Genomic DNA, 17,978 nt, shown 5'->3' on the forward strand with positions numbered 1-17,978 from the left:
CTATTCTAATTTTCTTTACTTTGTCCTCCCCATAAGCAATCACCACCATTATGTTTAAGGTCTTTATGAAAAGTTTCTTCTACAAGTTGCATTCTTCCACTTTCTTGATGATGATGCCATGTAAATCCTTCTATTTCATCCTTTCCACCTTTTATATCATCAATTTGCTTCTCATTAAATCCTTCATCTTTTAAACATTATTCCATTATATTTATATAATATTTTACCATTTTTTACTTACCTTTGTGTATCCTATAAAAATAAAGCCAGAAGCTGTACTCCTGACCTTATTACTTTATTTAACTTGTTTAATCTTCATCTGGTGTTATCTTATCTAAAAACTCTGAAAATGAATCTGCTACTCTATATAAGTTAAATTCTAGCCACTCTGCTACTGTTCTTTCTTCTAATTCATCTTCATCTAGCTCATCTGCCTCTATTGATTCTTCATGATCTATAAATACAATAGAAGGCTCCTTATCATCATCTCTATAATCAAAGAAATAATAATTTCCCCCCCCATCATCTGCAAATGGAAATATCTTTTCCGGGTCTGGTAAACATTCCTTAAAAGCTTCATGTGACCAAACTATACTCCATGTTTCAATACCAGCATATCCTTTATAGTCTAAGAGTCTAACTCCTGCTCTTCCACCATGCCACTTTGGTATGTCAATTCCACAATGAATATACCTAATTCCATCTATTTCTAGCTCCACTGATGCTCTATGATGTGCTTTTATTATTTCTCTATACTCCTTTGGAAATTTTATATTCCATAGTTTTTCTAACTCAATTATCTTTTCATTTGACAATTCTTCATTCCAATCCCACAACACTTTCTTTTTCATACTACCAACCTCTTCTAATTTTCTTTACTCTCTTCTCCCCATAAGCAATTACCACCATTATGTTTTAAACTTGCATGTATCTTCCCTTCTACAAGTTGCATTCTTCCACTTTCTTGATGATGATGCCATGTGTATCCTTCTATTTCATCCTTTCCACCTTTTATATCATCAATTTGCTTCTCATTAAACCCTTCATCTTTTAAATGTTCTTCTATTGACTTTCCGAGCTTTTCCGCTTCCTCTGTCTTTATTCTTCTAAATTCTCTTGTAGCCGCTTTCATATGTTCTCTTGATTTCATATTACTTAAACCTTTTTCTTTTACTACAGCATCACCTTTTATATTTATATCGACTTTTACATATTCACCTTTAAACACTGGATATCCTATTGGATCTATTTCAATTTCATATTCTATGTTATTGGCATCCTTAACTTTAATTTTATTACCTGCATTTTTAGAATTTTTTAATGTGTTATCTCTAGCACCAGATGACTTACTTAGGTATGAATCTGTTAACTCTATTACTTCTTTTACTGATTCTACACTGCTATAACCCCATTGTTCTATATCTACTCTACCCAACTCAATTTGTTTAATAAATTGTTCAGAGCTTAAATATCCTTTTGGTACAACTCTTGCTTTTATTAATTTAGATCCATCTTTAATTCTAATTACAGTACCACTTTCTTTTATTTTAAGTTTACCACTTGCAACATCTTTTGCAATACTTTCACCAAAAACATCTTTTATACTTATTTCTGAGCCTATTTTAGTTGCATAATATTCAAAATCAGTAACCCCGTTAATTTCTGATTTTTTAATAATTAGCATTTCACCATCTGCTAATGCAAATTGTGTTTCTTCAAATGTACAACCAAGGCTTTCTCCTAAGTCATATATCTTCAGTTTAATTGATTGAAATAACTCTTGTTTTGCTTCTTTAATAGATGTCTTAATTTCTATTATTTTATTTTCTACTTTTTGTGCCTTATCAAAAATTGTATCAGGTATTTCACTATCATTTTTAGACTGTTCAAATACAAATTTTTTCAATGTCTCTGGAAGTTCAGAATTTATTTTACCATCTTTGTAGAACTTAGATATTGTCTCACAGTAATTTCTAAATCCTTTAGCAGATAAACTTTCTGAAGCTTCCCTTAATTCTAATTCAGTCATTCCTGCTTCTTTTGCTTTTTTAGCTGCTTTTAATCCTTCATCTAATTCATAGGTACCATTCCTTTGATAAAGTTTTTCAACAGTTTCCACTTCTAATCCCAATTCTTTTGCTTTTGATTCTATTACCTGGCCTCTTATTTTATTATACAATTTACTTTGGGGAGCCTTTCCCGTCATCCATCTGCCACCAAAAAACATACCAACTATCTCTGCAATAGCATTACAATATGTCTGACTATTAATTCGTCCTTCTGCTAGCCATATATTTAACTCTACCAAAATTATTGCACAATCTATAAGCATATATATAGAAATTAATGCTAAAATTGTTTGAGCTACTAAAGCTATCATTGCTGAAGCAAAAGGTACTAACAATGATATTACTATAAATGGTATTGCAAAAACTGCTCCTTCAAGCCAACCCAAAAAGAAATGACCTATTACCTCTATCCAATTTACTGTAGAAAAATCTATGGCACCTTCTCCACCAGCATGTCCACCAGCAATCATATATCCAGCTGCTCCAGTGTCATTGTCCATTACTATATATACAGAACCTGTCCAATCATAATAGCTAATTTCATTTTTAGGTATTGTTACTTCTTTTCCTGAATTTACTTCATTTACTATTTCATTTTTTACATATTCGCTTACATTTAAAAGCGGTAATACTTCATTTATATTTTCTTTAGTTACTGAGTATAATGTTTCTCCTTCTTCTGCTGCCTTATTTAATATTGATACTGTTGATACTGCTGGAAGTCCACACATTTGCTCTATTATTGAACTTTCCATTGCAGATGCTATCATTCCTGTTTTTATCATGTAAGTCTTTTCTTTTTCTTTATCTCCATCTCTACTTACTACAGAATGTGCATCTCCTCCAATATCTACATAAACAGAACCTAATTTTAAATCTACCGGTGTACCATATAAGTATTTTACTGTAGGCTTAAATCCTGATATACCAAAGCTTAATGATCTTGTATCTTTTACCCCACTCATTTCTGCAGAGATTCTATTCATACTATCTAATTCACCAAAGTAACTCTTAATTATTCCATTAAGAATTTCTCCGGCAACGTCATCACTATAATAGTCTTTTTCATCTGCATTCTCTTCTGCTTCTTTCATCCTTGATTGTATATTAGTTATTTCATTTTCAGATATTGCACCATAATCTAATCCTAATGCATAATATCCTCCTGCTGTTAATACAGCAGTAACTCTTTGACTTGATAATCCTACTCTATCTAACAATATACTAAAGTTTTCTACTTGCCCTAAACCTATAGCTGACCCTTCTGCTATAACTTCTCCATCAGCCTTTATTACAGGTTTAACTTCAACTAGGTAAGCAGGTGTATCAAAAACACTGCCATAATTACTTATTATCTCTTCATCACTATCTGTAGCTGGAATCCAACTTAATGTTAATTTCTTACCATATAATTCTACAGCAGTCTTATTTAAAGAAAGTTCTCCTCCAATACCATAGGTATCACTAACTTCTATACTTACTTTTTCTCTCTTATTATTATCTATTTCACTACTTCTGCTATCTATTGATACTAAAGTATTAGGAATACTAAATGGCAATAAATCTATTTCTTCAGGAATTATTTCTAATCCACCAACAACATCAATTAGTCTTTTTCCTTCAAGAGTTTCTTCATTTATATACTTTTCAAGTTGAGATTTTATATCATCTGCGACATATTTTAAATCATCATTATATATATTCTTTACTCCAAAAGTATCTTCTGTTTTTACACCACCATAATAAAAATCATCTGCAATATCACTTGTTTCAATATCTTTCTCTACTGAACTTATAGTACCTTCTACTTTTTTATATTTCTTAAATGATGGATCAAATGGTATCCACTCTTTTTCATCAGTAACTTCACCTTGTCCTCTATATTCACATAGTGAACAATAAGCTTCTACCCAAACATGATCTATTCTTATCTTAACAATTTCTCCTCCGCTAGTTATAGCTGTTGTCTTATTCCCCATAGCTGCTAACATATCTGCCGCAACTTTTGGTGTTTCTGCTCCTGTCCATGCCATTGCATTTTCTACAGATACATCTACAGTTCCTGTTACATATTTAGCAGGTATATTTTTACTTCTAAGTAATGCTATTAAAAGTGAACTTTGATCATAGTCATTACCTGCTAATTGTTCCAAAGCTCCTGTTGCTCCTTTTCTAGAGCCTGCATAAGCTTCAAAATTTACATTATTTCTTACAAACTTATATATATCTAATGGATTATTACTTAATTCATCAGATTTTTTCTTTATAACCTCTGTTATCTTTGTATCTAGAGTTTCTTTTAAATACTCCTCATTATCCTCAGTAGCTTTGTCTAAAGAATATTCGATTGGATCATTGCTAATTGCAGTAGCTTCTTCTGTACCATATTCTGCTTCTTCATTATTATGAGGTAATGCATCATCACCTAAAGATTTATATGTATTTTCATCTTTTCCAAAAATACTTTCATCATCTAATACTGCTAATATCTTATCTTTATCATCACTATTTATAGCTTCTTCTATTTTGTCTTTACTATTTACCAAATCTTTAAATTGATTCTTTACCTCTGTTAATCTAGACTTAGCTACATCTAAATTATTTTTATCTAAGTATTTTTCAATATCTTTAAATTCTTTATTTATCTTATCTTCATTACTTTCAATAGCTTCTAAAGTTTCCTCTAAAAACTTTTTACTCTCATCTAAATTATCATTTTCTATAGCATCTTTACTTTTTTCTTTATTATCTGATACTGTTTCTTGAAGACTACCTAACTTTGTTCGCTCTACAGTAGTTAATGTTTCTTTATCGCCCCATAACTTTTTACTGCTATTTTTTATTTCTCTCCATACTTCACTAGGTGAACTACAATTTATAGTCATAATCACTATTAATGTTAATGCAATAGATTTAAAAGTAACCTTCCACTTATCTTTCATATTTCCCTTCCCTTCTTTTATCATGGAGAATAGACTATTCTATTCTCCATACAATATGGTTCATTTTTAAGTTATCTTGTTATGTCTATCTCAAAATCATCAATAAAAGTATTTTGATTGTATCCCCCAGTTGCTCCACTGAATCCAGTTCCCGTATAAGTAGTATCTAGTGTTCCTTTATAGTCAATTACAAGTAAAGAATCTACATATACTTGTACACTTTCACTAGTTACACTTACTTCTACATCATGCCATTGCCCATCAGCTATTTTTGATGTTATTACATCATCATTATTAAATTGAAGTACTTCTCCACTTGTGCTATTTTTCATTAATGCAATATGTGCTGAATTTTCACCTATCTTTTCAGCGTTGCTACCGTTATAAAAACTATCAAATTCTATAAAATATCCACTACCATCTTGTACCCCTAAAGCTTCTCCCGTATTACCTAATTGATTTGGATTTCTATAGAACATATAAGTAAATCCATCACTATTAGTTCCACAACTACTTTCACCAGCTTTGTACTTAAATTTTGTAGTAAACTTATTTGATGTTTCCTTTTTAAGCCACATAGCACCATTTTTCCAATTTTCATTTGGTGTTATTCTTGTAAATCCATTTTCAAGTCTTGCTGCAGTTCCCATGTAGTTCCATAATCCTGTATCTGCACTGAAATCGTCTTTTATATTTTCTGTTATCTCTTCTGTATCTTCTTTTATCTCAATATCATCAATAAAGTGACTATTAGTATAATCTCCTGTAGCAGCTCCAAATCCGAATCCACTATAAGTCTTATCGATTTTTCCATACCAATTCATAACACTTTCGCCATCAATAAATACTTCAATACCATCTGTCTTAACTTTTACTTCAACATCATGCCACTTATTATCACTTACTTTAGCGGCTATAGCATCTGTAGCATTAACTTTTAATGTAGATGTAAGCTTATCTTTAAACAAAGCTATATGTCTGTTATTATTGTTGATATTTTCACTGCTTCCATTGTAGAAACTATCAAATTCTAAACCATAACCATTACCTTCTGAAAATCCTAATGTTCCACCACTGGCCCCTATCTTATTAGGTTCTTTACCAAACATAAATACAAAACCATCTGCTCCATTACCCTCGCCTGCTTTATATTTAAATTTACTAGTAAATGGTGCTGAAACTACATCATTAAGCCACATAGCTCCTGTTTGCCATGTTTTATTTTCTGTTAACACCGCATAACCTTCATCACTTCTATATGCATTACCAAGATAACTCCACTTATCATTTGTCTCTGAAAAATCATCTTTTATATCTTCTAATGAAACTTCTGTATTTTCCCTTATCACTACATTATCAATATAATGATGATTATTTTCCGTACCTGTTGCAGCAGAGAACCCAAATCCATCATAAGTAGTATCTAATTTTCCTTTATAAACCAATACTCTCTCACCATCTAAATAAAGTTGTACTCCGTCTTCTGTAACCCTAACTTGTACATCATGCCAATTATCATCACTTAACTTGTTTGCTACCTCTTCAGTTACATTCATAGCTAATGAATCTACAATATCTCCTTTATTTCCAGACGATAATTTATCTTTTCCTAATGCAATATGTCTTCTATTTACAGATGTTTGCTCTCCATGGAACTTATTATAGAAGCTATCAAACTCTATTCCATAACCATTTCCTTCTGCAAAGCCCATTTCTCTACCTTCATTTCCTAGTTCATCGACCTTTTTAGCAAACATAAATACAAATCCATCTGCTCCAGTTCCTCCACCAGCTTTATACTTAAAGTTAGTAACAAACGGCATTGATATTCCTTGCTTTAACCACATTGCTCCATTTTCATGATTTTTATTTTCTGTTAATACAGCATAACCATCATCACTTCTATGGGCTGTACCCATATAGCTCCATAAATTATTTTCTTTCTCAAAATCATCTTCTATATATTTAACAGTGAAGTTAGTAGCTGCTATCAACTTACTTTCACCATCAGGTTTAATAGCCTCATATTGTATGATATAATCACCAGCTTCTATAGATTTATCACCCCATGAGAATGACTTATTATCACTATTACTTACTGCAATATCTGATTCCCATTGATATCTTTTTATTTCTGCTTCAGTATCAACTTTAATAATTCTAATAATCTGAGGCATATTGTGAATATCTTCATTTCCAGTATTTTCTACAAAACTTTCAAAGGATACTTTTTCTGCTGGTGTAATTGTAGGATTTGACACCTTCAAAGTTCCCCTTATTCCAAATAAATTTTCTTGTGTAGATATTACCTTAAATGATGTTGTTTCTTCACTTATTTTTTTATAACCTAAATAAATTGTTGCAGTTACTTTATATTGTCCAACTTTATTATCATTAAGTTTAAATGTACCATTCTTAGTTATTTGTGTTGAAGACAGTATATCTTCTAATGAAACTAAGTCATTTTTTACAACTTCATTTTGTTCATTGGTAATTACTGTTTCTAATGTTAGTCCTTTTTCTATACAATTAATGCTTGTATTACTTATTTTATTTGTATATGTAACTACATCATTAGCATTATACTGTTGCTTATCTACAAAAACATTGTGTTTTATGCTTCCGTTTTTATTAATATTGAAATAAGCATCTGTAGTTTGTATAATTTTACTTCCTTCAAACCATTGAACCTCTATCTTATATGTTCCCATCATTAATTCTTTTGTATCAAATGTATAGTTACTTTCTTTTTCTTCATTTCCTTCCCAGATAGATTCAATATTATTGTCTAAAACTTCTACTACTTCATTATTTGAATCATAAATTGTAACCTTTCCAGTTAAATTCATAGAATAATCATGAAGATTCTTAGTTTTATTTGTAATTATAACGTTCTCGTTTGCTGTATATTCTTTCTTATCTGTAATAATTTCTGATTCCAATTCATATTTATTAACTTCTACTGACATATTTTTAAGCTTACGAATCTCTCTCTCATTTTCTCTATTTGTATAACTTAATGTAGTATCTTTAGTTACTACATACTTAGCTTCCGATATGAGGTTTTCTCCATTTAATTCAACTTGTAAATCTATAACTTCATCAATATCAATCTTATCAAAACTCCAACGTAACAATTGATTACCATCTTCTTTTTCAATAATTTCAGAAGGTGCCGGTATTACTTTTTCTGGATTAATCTTGAATTCTGATGATGGTATTACAGTTTCTAATACTACATCTCGTCCAGCTACATTATTAATTCGTTTAGGAACAAAAACAGTTCTATTTACAGTCTTAATATCTACTCCATTTACACTATATACAACAGAATAAGTTAAAGTTTTATCCACTAAAGAATCTTCTGCTACTACATTCCAAGAAGTTTGCTTTTCCTCTCCTACACCCATATTCCCAAATAAATGAGTTTCTTTTTCTTCTTCATCCAATTTAAGTCCTGTTGGTAAAACAATACGTGCTTTAACATTCCCTATCTCTTCAAGTCCCATATTATATGCATAAGCAGTTATTAAAAATGGATTAGGATCATATCCTTCTTCTGTAGCTTCTAATTTTGAAGCACCAGTAATACTTGCTACTAAACTTCCACTAATATCTGAATTTAGCTCTCCGATTCCATAATAAGTTACATACTCTCTTTCTTCTCCCGGTAACAATTCTGTAGGATTCCAAAAGACAGTTACTGCACTATCCCCTGTACTACTTCCTGTAGGAGTAAGATACCATGACTCGCTACTAACTCTACTCCAATTCATAAACTGTACCAAATCAGGCTTTATCATTCCTTCTTTATAAAAAGTTCCTTGAGCTACTACAGATGGATTGCTTAAGTTATCAAAGGCTTGCCAATACTGTGGAATTTTATCTCCCACTAGCTCCTTTTCATAGCTTAATGCCCCTATTCCTGGAACTCTAAAAGGTGCTGCATCATTACTTCCTAACATAGTATCTAGCATTATTCTCAATCCTGCACTATGACTTACTGTATCTTCATTTTTAACAACATAACGCATTTCAACCATATCATCTCTACCTGTATTAGAATTGTTGACAATGGTAAACTTTTGTTCTATTTTAATACTTCCAATCTTTTCAACCGATGTTACACTACCTTCAGATAAATCTGGAGTTACCCCTTGAACATTTGGAGAATATGTATATTTATTATCATCAATATTTACAGTAGTATAACTTGTACCACTTCCTGGATGTCCATAAAGTAACTTTTTATTATTATCTGAAATATAGTCAGGATTTCCTTCCTTAGTTCCTAATGTATATCCTCTACCATTCAAATAAAACTCTATATATTCATTGGACATAATATTTCCACTATAAGCAAATGATGATGTTGATTCATCTGCAAGAGCGGCTAGTACTGAAAATGATCTATAACTCATAACTTTTTCATCATTTTCTTTTAATCCTTTTAAATGAAAATTCAACTTCAAATTATCTTTTCCTGGATAAAGTTTTTCTTTGTCCTTATCTTGTGTAATATAAACACTAGTATTAGAAAGTCTTTCATAAACAATAAATTTTTTTTCATTACTACCGACTAAATTATCATTTTGTATTGCTTCTACCTTAAAAGTATATGTAGCAGGTTCTGTAACTTCTGGTTCAAATGTCATAAGCTCAACATCGTAACTTTCTTTACTCTTGTTAAGTTCTTGTATTTTTGAATCTTCCTTAACTACTACATCATCTTTTAAAATCTTCGTTTTCAATGTAAGATTTTCATCTACATTAGATAAATTATCAAATGTAACCTTTGTATTGATAGTTATAGGTTCACCTACCATTGTAGAATCACAATCAATTAATGTTTCAAAGTTATCTACTTGTACACTTTCTTCAATTGTAAAATTCTCTTCGGCAGAAGATATTATATATCTACTTTTAGAATCAATTATTTGTACAACAACTCTGTATTGTCCTGGGCTTTGATTTTTTACTTCCCAATCTGTTTTTAACTTATTATCTTGAAAAACTACTCCCCCATGCTCATCTAAAATAGAAACATTAACTTCTGTTTTTTCTTCATCATAATTAGCAATTGCTTCTATTGTCATATCTTCATATGCTTTATAACTCTTACATAAAGTTTTATCTGCATTGTCCTTTTTATAGATATTGATAGAATCTATATCAGCCTTAGGTATTTCTGATATTTTTCTCATTAACTCAATATAAAGTGCTGTAGCATATGCATCATTCATTACACTTCCATTTTCTAATTGAAGTCTACTAACTACGTCTTCTATATATAAACTTTCTTGTATACCTTCAGTATTAAGTACTGCTGAAAAAGCTTTAAGAGATGTTCGTACATCTTCTAATGAATCTCCCCAAAGCTTGTTATCCTTTTGTTTGCATAATAAGTAATCTCCTGCTTTCCTTATTGATTGTTGCACAATAAAAGAATTATTTTCACATATATTATTAAACTTATTTAGTGCAATAATAACTTCTGCAGTAAGTTTTAAACTTCCTGTTGTGCCTTCTAAATAAGAAAAACTACCATCTTCATTTTGCTGATTAAGTATATAATTGACTAATCTATTCTCAACATCTACTTCTTGTTCATTCTGATCTAGTAATACTGTTAAAACAAGATTAGCATCTACTACATCACTTCCATAAAGATCTGTCAATCCAAAACCTCCATCTTCGTTTTGGTTTTTTATTAAGTTTTCAATATTATCTTTTGTTACTAATTCTTTTATCATTAATCGCCTTGCTTGATAATCTACTGTGTATTCTTCTTGTTCTTTTACCCATTTTAAACCTTTCTTGTAACTTTCTTCACTATCCGGTTCACTTTGCAACGCATCTAGAACTTGATACGTCGTTATCCGCTTATCATTGTTTCCCCAAGTACCATTTTCATTCTGATTAGCTTCTAGCCATTCTATCGCTGCTTCAATCTCAGTCTTTGTATTTTCATCTTGAGCTAAAACTACATAATTTGTATTAACATTAGTTATTAAACAAATTATAATTAAAATTTTTGCTATCATTTGTTTAGTTTTAATAGCAATTTTTTTAGACTTGTTTTTTTTCAACATTTTCCCTCCCTATTCTTTAATTACATTTTATTACATTACATGTTATATTTTATAATATTTATTATATAAAAAATGTAATATTTTGTATTTGATTCATAAAAAATATAATTAAGATAAAAAAAGTAATGTAACTTCTCTAAGTTACATTACTTTTTTCATTATTCTCTATAATATTCACTTATTCTACCTAAATATCTCCTTTATCTCATCGATAGAAATCTTCTTAAGCAAATTTCCTTCACTAAGTTCACTGTTTATAACATTTTCTATGAGCATTCGCTTATTTTCTTGTAGTGTAATAATTTTCTCTTCTATAGTATCTTTCGCTATAAGTTTAATAACTTCTACAACATTTTTCTGTCCTATTCTATGAGCTCTATCAGTAGCTTGATCTTCTACTGCTGGATTCCACCACGGATCAAAATGTATTACCGTAGATGCCGAAGTTAAATTTAAGCCTGTTCCCCCTGCCTTAAGTGATATCAAGAATACCTTTATAGACTTATCATTATTAAACTCCTCTACTCTCTGTATTCTTTGCTTTGCAGGGACACTACCATCTAGATGAAGATATTTTATATCTCTACCTTCAAATTCTTCTTCCAACTTATCAAGTATAGATGTAAATTGTGAAAATAATAATATCTTCCCATCTCTTTCTTTTATCAATTTTAATGCTGATTTTACTTTACCACTGCCACCTTCGTAATCCTCTATTATAATAGATGGATCTAAACAAATTTGTCTAAGCTTAGTTAGATATGAAAAAATCTCAATCTTATTATCACTTCCACTTTGCAGCTTATATAATACTTCTTTCATATAATCTTTATAAACCTTACTTTGTTTTGGTGTCATGTCTACAAAAACTTTTTTCTCTATCTTGTCTGGTAATTCTGTTATTACTTCTTTTTTAGTTCTCCTTAAGATAAACGGATTTATAAGCAATTTTAAAGTTTCAATATCTTCATTAAAAATAAATTTCTTTTTAAATACTTCCTTAGAAAATAAATATCCCGGCATGATAAAGTCAAAAATGCTCCAAAGTTCCATTAAGTTATTCTCTATCGGTGTACCTGTAAGGACAAATCTATTTTTGCTATTTATTGCTTTTACTATTCTTGTATTCTCAGCATCAGGATTTTTTATATTTTGACCTTCATCTAATATGCAATATCCAAACTCAATATCTTTATAAAGTTCAATATCTCTTTTCAATGTTCCATAAGAAGTAAGTAAAACATCGTAATCTTCTATGTTTTCTATAATTTCTTTTCTTTTTCCTCCATGAACAACAGCTACCCTAAGATCCTCTGCAAACTTTTCTAACTCACTTTTCCAGTTATATATAAGCGACGTTGGCGCAACAATTAAAAACTTTTCATTTTCTTCTGATAATATAAATGCTATAGTCTGAATCGTTTTACCTAGCCCCATCTCATCGGAAAGAATACCTCCAAGACCTAATTTGCTTAGACCTTTAAACCACCTAAAACCTTCTATTTGATAATTTCTAAGGCTACCTTTAAAATTCTTTGGTACTTCATCTTTATCCCTTAATATTTCCTCTGCCTTATGTAAATTTTCTTTTCCCTTTATTCTTGGAATATCGGTTAAAGCCTCGCTAATATAGATTTCCTTATCTTCATCAATAACTATTTCACCGCCACTGGCACTTATTCCTAGTCCTCCTAATAAATTAAAAAAGTTCTTTACACCACTATCTCTAAAATTTATAAATCCACCATTGCTACTTTTATAAAACTCCATTCCAGATTTATACGCTTCATAAGCATCAAATATCTCATCATTATTAATCCCATCAATATTGTAGTGGAAAATATATTTATCATCATCCTTTAATATCTCTCCACTAATATTACATTGATCATATACTCCATTTTCCTTAAAAGCTTTACCTAGAACTACCTTACCTAACTTACGTATCTCTTCATTTTTTGATGATAATATATCAAATAAAACTTCATCATCACCAATAAACTCCAGTCTTTCTCCCTTCCTTACAAAACCAATACCACAAAGTTTTATAAGTAATGTTTCTTCTTTCTTCTTTTCTCTTATAACATCATTACTATCTACTAAAATATTTACTCTTTTATTTCCATAATAAATATTTACCGTACAATACACTTTATTATCTTCTTTATATAAAAAGAATTCTGGCTTATAATACTGTGATGCAAAATCTCGTACTGATTCTTTTACTATTATATTAGAAGAAATTTTACTAAGATTATTTAAAATTTCATTATAAGCTTTTATTGTTTTAGGATATGATTTTTCATTAGCATAAGTATCAATATAATTATCTATTTGTTCCTTCGGTGGTAAATAGATTTCATTATTAAAAAAGTATACATCTCTTTTTTCTGTAAGTGGTAATGGTATCTTCTTATGAGTAGAAACTATAAGACTTTTCTCATCATCCTTTAACGTAAATGATAGCGGTAAAGGCTTATTCATTATCTTTGTATTAATCTCTAAATAGTCATAAGTAAACTTTATTTTTTTATCTATATTAACCTCTAGAAAATCCCTTAAATTTTCATCTTTTATTACTACCTTATCTTTTCCTAAATAAGTTCTTATCTCATATAAAACTTTGTTATCACTTACTTTTCTTAAGATTCTCAAGATAGTATTATCTCTATTAACCTTTTTTGAAGGTGCTACTCCAACCTTCTTCCTCATCGCCACTAAAAACTTTTCTGCTGTGGCAACTAGGTGGTTACAAATAAAAAATTTACTTCCTCTAGACAACCTCTTGTAATTATCACAACCACAACTAGCACGTTCTATATTTCCATCAATTAAATTAATCTTCATATATGTATTAAATTCTTTTATCTTATTTTCACTTTCTACTACACCATAAAGGGCATAAAAATCCTGAAACTTTTTACCCTTGATACTTTTTACTGCGCCTTTTTTGTATAGCTCAATACCACTTCTTCTTACAATTGGTGATACCTTTCTTCTAATAATATCTTCAAAATCCTCTATCTTCACTTATCTCACCTCGCATTATCAAAAAACTACTAGAATTATAACATATAAAAATTTTATAGATATAATTAATATACAAATTGTCTTTATCAATGTTGTTTTCACTAATCATGGATTCCTACTCCAAGCTACATGAAGGCGCAGCCTTCATTAGCCTCCTGTAATAATTACATATCAAATATAAATATCTTTAGGAAACTAAAGCTTACTATATACCCAAAAATGTCTCACTTACAATTTCAGAAATTCCCCAAAGGGAATTTCCTCCATCCCTGTGCACTGTGCACTGAAAACTGTGCCTTGACATTCTATTTTGCAAAAAAACTGCCGCACTCTGATATGACTTTTTTGTGCGACAGTCCCATTCTTATAATTTTATATTACGCCATCTTAGATAAAATAAAAATAGTGGATCTAAAATTTCAACATTAATTCCATTATAGCTGATCACTTGATATAAGGACTCTTCTACTTTTAACATCTCAACCAACTTTGTAAGAGTTTCTTCGATTTCTAACTTAATAACCTTTTTCTCATCTATTATAAGACTATTAATTCTAGAAATTAACTCATCCACTGTAAAAACCATCTTAGGTGGATTTAAAGCAATTGCATCTAAAATTAATTCATTGCTGTTTTGAAATCTTCCTCCCTGAACTCTAAATGTTTCTCTTATACTCAATCTAGATCTAATTCCTTCTCTAAGAGTTTTCACCACATCTTTATAATCAAAGTTTAAAGTAGTTCTTTTGTAGGCCTTTTTTAATAATTTATCATCAATATCTTTTATGTTACCACCAGCTATAAGAAAATATAAATTCAAACAAATATTTTGCATAAGCTGTGGTGATGTTAAACTTTCACTAGCCATATTTTTAATATATTTTTGTGATATATCTATACCTATTTTTTTATATCCATTTATAGCAATATGTTGAAGCTCTCTTTCCTTCCACGGTTCAATATTAATAAGTATCAATCTTCCTATTAAGTGTACATTTTTTCTTATTGCATCATCTGTTAATACTGGTAAAGATATCACTATAACTTTTAAATTTTTGTTTAACGCATATTTTAGTTGCTTTGCTATATTTAACTGTGCAACTTTAGATGCGTAATGAAAATCATCTAATAATAAAATTAAATTATTTTCATTAAAGTAGTTTATAATTTTATCTTTATTCCATCCCCGTGATGTAAAATTTAATTTTTCTAAAATTACCTTCCAGAGATTATTATCTTCATCAAAATCTATACCCGATATCTCTATTAACTTGTCACTTTTTACTACCTTTTCACATAGTAATGTTTTGCCTGATTTTGATGGACCAACTATAGATATTAAACATCCAGATATCTTTAAATCCTGCTCTAACTTTTCTTCATAAGTTTCTTCTATATAAGGTATTTTTCTACACACATAAGTATAACTTGAAAAACATCCTGGTTTAAATACACTCTCAGCGGATACCTCACTCATTATAATTCCCCTACTTTACAATTTTTTATATTTTTTAAAATATATTAAAAAATATTTGTATTTCATAATATATTTATTCTCTTCCATTAACTTTTAACACATATTTTGTTATAATTATATATAATTGTTAAAACGTTTTAAATTATCATTGAAATTCCATAAAGGAGGTCCTCCATGATTAAATACAATAAGAAAACATCTGGCTATACATTAATAGAATTAATAATAGTTCTTTCTATTATAGCTCTTTTAGCTGCTATTGCCATTCCTAAATATTCAACAATGACCATGGAAGCAAAAAAGGCTACTGATAGAAGAAACGCTAAGTTAATATACAATAATGTATCTATCTTATTGGCTGATAGTACATCTAATTTCTCTAGCTCAATAACTCCTCCTACTTATGTTAAAATCACAAATTCTGGTCATTCAGTTGCCGAAACAAAAATCGCAGATACATTTCAAACTATTCCAAAGGCTACTGCTATATCATCAGATTTTGTTGCTTTTATAGATACCGATGAATCCGTTATCATATATGTAGAAAAATCACCAGGACATTACATCTCTGTATATCCTAACGGTGAAGATTTATACAATTAGCTACCAGCTAATATCAAATTTATTTTTAGAATTTCTACATGGAAGCTTAAACTGAAAAAACTTTAGGTATTTCCCATTTTTCGTCATAGTATCAGCAACTATATGTAGTATGTATCCTGTAACAAATCCTATTGTGAAATATATGTTACCCATTAAATATACACTATAACAAAATAACATAGTACCAAACCACTTATGGGTAAACATTCTATGTGGCGATAACTTTCCAAGTATCGTTAATACCGCAAACATCAACACTGCTATAGTTTTTGGATTATCAGAGTTAAAAAAACTACTAAGCTTTTCTAAATCCAACGTTATGCCTAAAGAATATAGAATTGCTAACACTACAATAGATATAGATAATATTTTATTAAACATTTGTGCCGCTTTAGACTTATGACTATCTATATCAGGAATATATGAACCGATTACACCCCCTATAACTATAGGCATAACATTAACTATACTACTACCACTACTTACAATCCCTATCCCTGTAGCAACTGTAGCAGTAGTTCCTATTAACACATGTTGTCTTCCTCTCATCCTTATGTCCTCCTTTCATATAATTTATCACTACGTAAAATATATTTATAATATAAAATATTATATAAGTACAACATATTCATGTAAAATTCATATTTATCCTTTATACTAATAGTAAATTTATTGCAGCGAGGTAACATATGAAGAAAATTAAAATCATTTCAATTTTAATTACAATTATACTAGTATCGGTTGGTATATTTTCAACTATTGATACTAATGGAATATTAAACAAGAGTCTTTTCTCAATAATACTGCCAAGTAATTATAAAATAGATGGCATCACACCATTAAATCAGTTTCCTGAAATGCCTACTGGTTGTGAACTAACTTCTACTACTATGCTATTAAATTGGTATGGAGTTGATGTGAATAAAGAAGAACTAGGTGAGGCTATAGAAAAAGCGGATGTTCCTTCATACATAAATGGATCTCTACAAGGTTCAAGTCCCAATGAATATTTTATTGGTGATCCTTTTTCTAGTAATGGATATGGAGTATATCATAAACCAATTGCAAAGTTAGTAGATAAATATACTGATGGCAAAAGTAATGATATTACTGACTGTTCTTTTAATAAATTACTCCGTACCGTAGCAAATGGAACGCCTGTAGTAACTTGGGTAACTATAAATATGAAAGAATCCTCTGTTGGATCTTCATGGACTAATGGTGATGAAACTATAGAATGGATTATTCCAGAACATGCTGTACTTTTAGTTGGATTTACTAAAGATGAAGTAATCATCAATGATCCTTACACAGGAACCGAGGACAATGTAGATAAAGATATCTTTGAAGACCGATGGAACAGCTTAGGTAGACAAGCTGTCACTATTTCAAAATAACCAAGTGGTAATATTGTTTGTTTATTGTAATGATAAAAGGGACTGTTGTATTAATAAATAAAGATTTGTTATCGATAGTTCCTTTGCAAGACAGGGCACAATTCAGTGCACAGCATTCCTGTTTTGAGACTTTATAAGAATTGAAAAAAATAACCTCCCTAGGTAAAATGATAATTGCAAAACAAAAATACCAAGGAGGTTATTCAAATGAATAATAACATAGTTTCATTAAATCAGTCAAAGCTTTTTAATGGTAAAGGTAAAAATGATCCTATAGATGCATTATCTATAGCAAGATGTGTAAAACATAATAATTACTCTAAAATGAATACTCATGAGAAAAAGTTTACAAATTTAAAGATACTAAC

At 29.8% G+C, this 17,978-nt stretch carries 8 protein-coding genes and 1 pseudogene; 2 read left to right on the forward strand and 7 right to left on the reverse strand.

Translation table 11 applies throughout. The features are described 5' to 3' along the window. Positions 1-5: 5 nt before the first annotated feature. From KQI30_RS17535 to KQI30_RS08035, 6 genes and pseudogenes are all read right to left on the reverse strand, one after another. Positions 6-170 (reverse strand): annotated as a pseudogene (locus KQI30_RS17535) (HNH endonuclease); the annotation flags it as partial. 138 nt (positions 171-308) lie between these two features. Further along, complete coding sequence (locus tag KQI30_RS08015; RefSeq protein ID WP_216462779.1) at positions 309-851, reverse strand: SMI1/KNR4 family protein; 543 nt, start codon at positions 849-851, stop codon at positions 309-311. A gap of 14 nt (positions 852-865) precedes the next feature. Further along, positions 866-5,011: a transglutaminase domain-containing protein gene (locus KQI30_RS08020; protein ID WP_216462780.1), complete on the reverse strand. Its 4,146-nt coding sequence runs from the start codon at positions 5,009-5,011 to the stop codon at positions 866-868. A gap of 71 nt (positions 5,012-5,082) precedes the next feature. Beyond that, on the reverse strand, positions 5,083-11,100 hold the full coding sequence (locus tag KQI30_RS08025) for a lectin-like domain-containing protein (protein ID WP_216462781.1): 6,018 nt from the start codon (positions 11,098-11,100) through the stop codon (positions 5,083-5,085). Positions 11,101-11,286: 186 nt separating this feature from the next. Then, the gene (locus KQI30_RS08030) at positions 11,287-14,133 is read right to left on the reverse strand and encodes a DEAD/DEAH box helicase (RefSeq protein ID WP_216462782.1); all 2,847 of its coding nucleotides are present in this window, start codon (positions 14,131-14,133) and stop codon (positions 11,287-11,289) included. Between the two features lie 364 nt (positions 14,134-14,497). Further along, positions 14,498-15,610 carry an ATP-binding protein gene (locus KQI30_RS08035; RefSeq protein ID WP_216462783.1) on the reverse strand — a complete coding sequence of 371 codons (1,113 nt, stop codon included), beginning with the start codon at positions 15,608-15,610 and terminating at the stop codon, positions 14,498-14,500. A 174-nt stretch (positions 15,611-15,784) separates the two neighbouring features. Here KQI30_RS08035 and KQI30_RS17330 point away from each other — a divergent pair, with 174 nt between their 5' ends. After that, positions 15,785-16,213 (forward strand): type II secretion system protein, encoded by a 429-nt coding sequence (locus tag KQI30_RS17330; protein WP_216462784.1) that lies wholly within the window; start codon positions 15,785-15,787, stop codon positions 16,211-16,213. Here the strand turns inward: KQI30_RS17330 and KQI30_RS08045 are convergent, their stop codons facing one another. Continuing rightward, a complete protein-coding gene (locus KQI30_RS08045; RefSeq protein WP_216462785.1) occupies positions 16,214-16,762 on the reverse strand; it encodes a metal-dependent hydrolase in 549 nt (182 codons plus the stop codon). It lies immediately after the preceding gene. A 140-nt stretch (positions 16,763-16,902) separates the two neighbouring features. Between KQI30_RS08045 and KQI30_RS08050 the strand changes: the two genes are divergently transcribed. Then, entirely contained in the window at positions 16,903-17,610 is a 708-nt protein-coding gene (locus KQI30_RS08050; RefSeq protein WP_216462786.1) for a C39 family peptidase, read from the forward strand. The last annotated feature ends 368 nt before the right edge of the window (positions 17,611-17,978 follow it).

The sequence above is a fragment of the Clostridium bornimense genome, assembly GCF_018917145.1.
GTDB classification, from domain to species: domain Bacteria; phylum Bacillota; class Clostridia; order Clostridiales; family Clostridiaceae; genus Clostridium_AN; species Clostridium_AN bornimense_A.

Coding starts and splice junctions, on each gene's coding strand:
- KQI30_RS08015 (WP_216462779.1), bottom strand. CDS start 851: ATGAAAAAGAAAGTGTTGTGGGATTGGAATGAAGAATTGTCAAATGAA.
- KQI30_RS08020 (WP_216462780.1), bottom strand. CDS start 5,011: ATGAAAGATAAGTGGAAGGTTACTTTTAAATCTATTGCATTAACATTA.
- KQI30_RS08035 (WP_216462783.1), bottom strand. CDS start 15,610: ATGAGTGAGGTATCCGCTGAGAGTGTATTTAAACCAGGATGTTTTTCA.
- KQI30_RS17330 (WP_216462784.1), top strand. CDS start 15,785: ATGATTAAATACAATAAGAAAACATCTGGCTATACATTAATAGAATTA.
- KQI30_RS08045 (WP_216462785.1), bottom strand. CDS start 16,762: ATGAGAGGAAGACAACATGTGTTAATAGGAACTACTGCTACAGTTGCT.
- KQI30_RS08050 (WP_216462786.1), top strand. CDS start 16,903: ATGAAGAAAATTAAAATCATTTCAATTTTAATTACAATTATACTAGTA.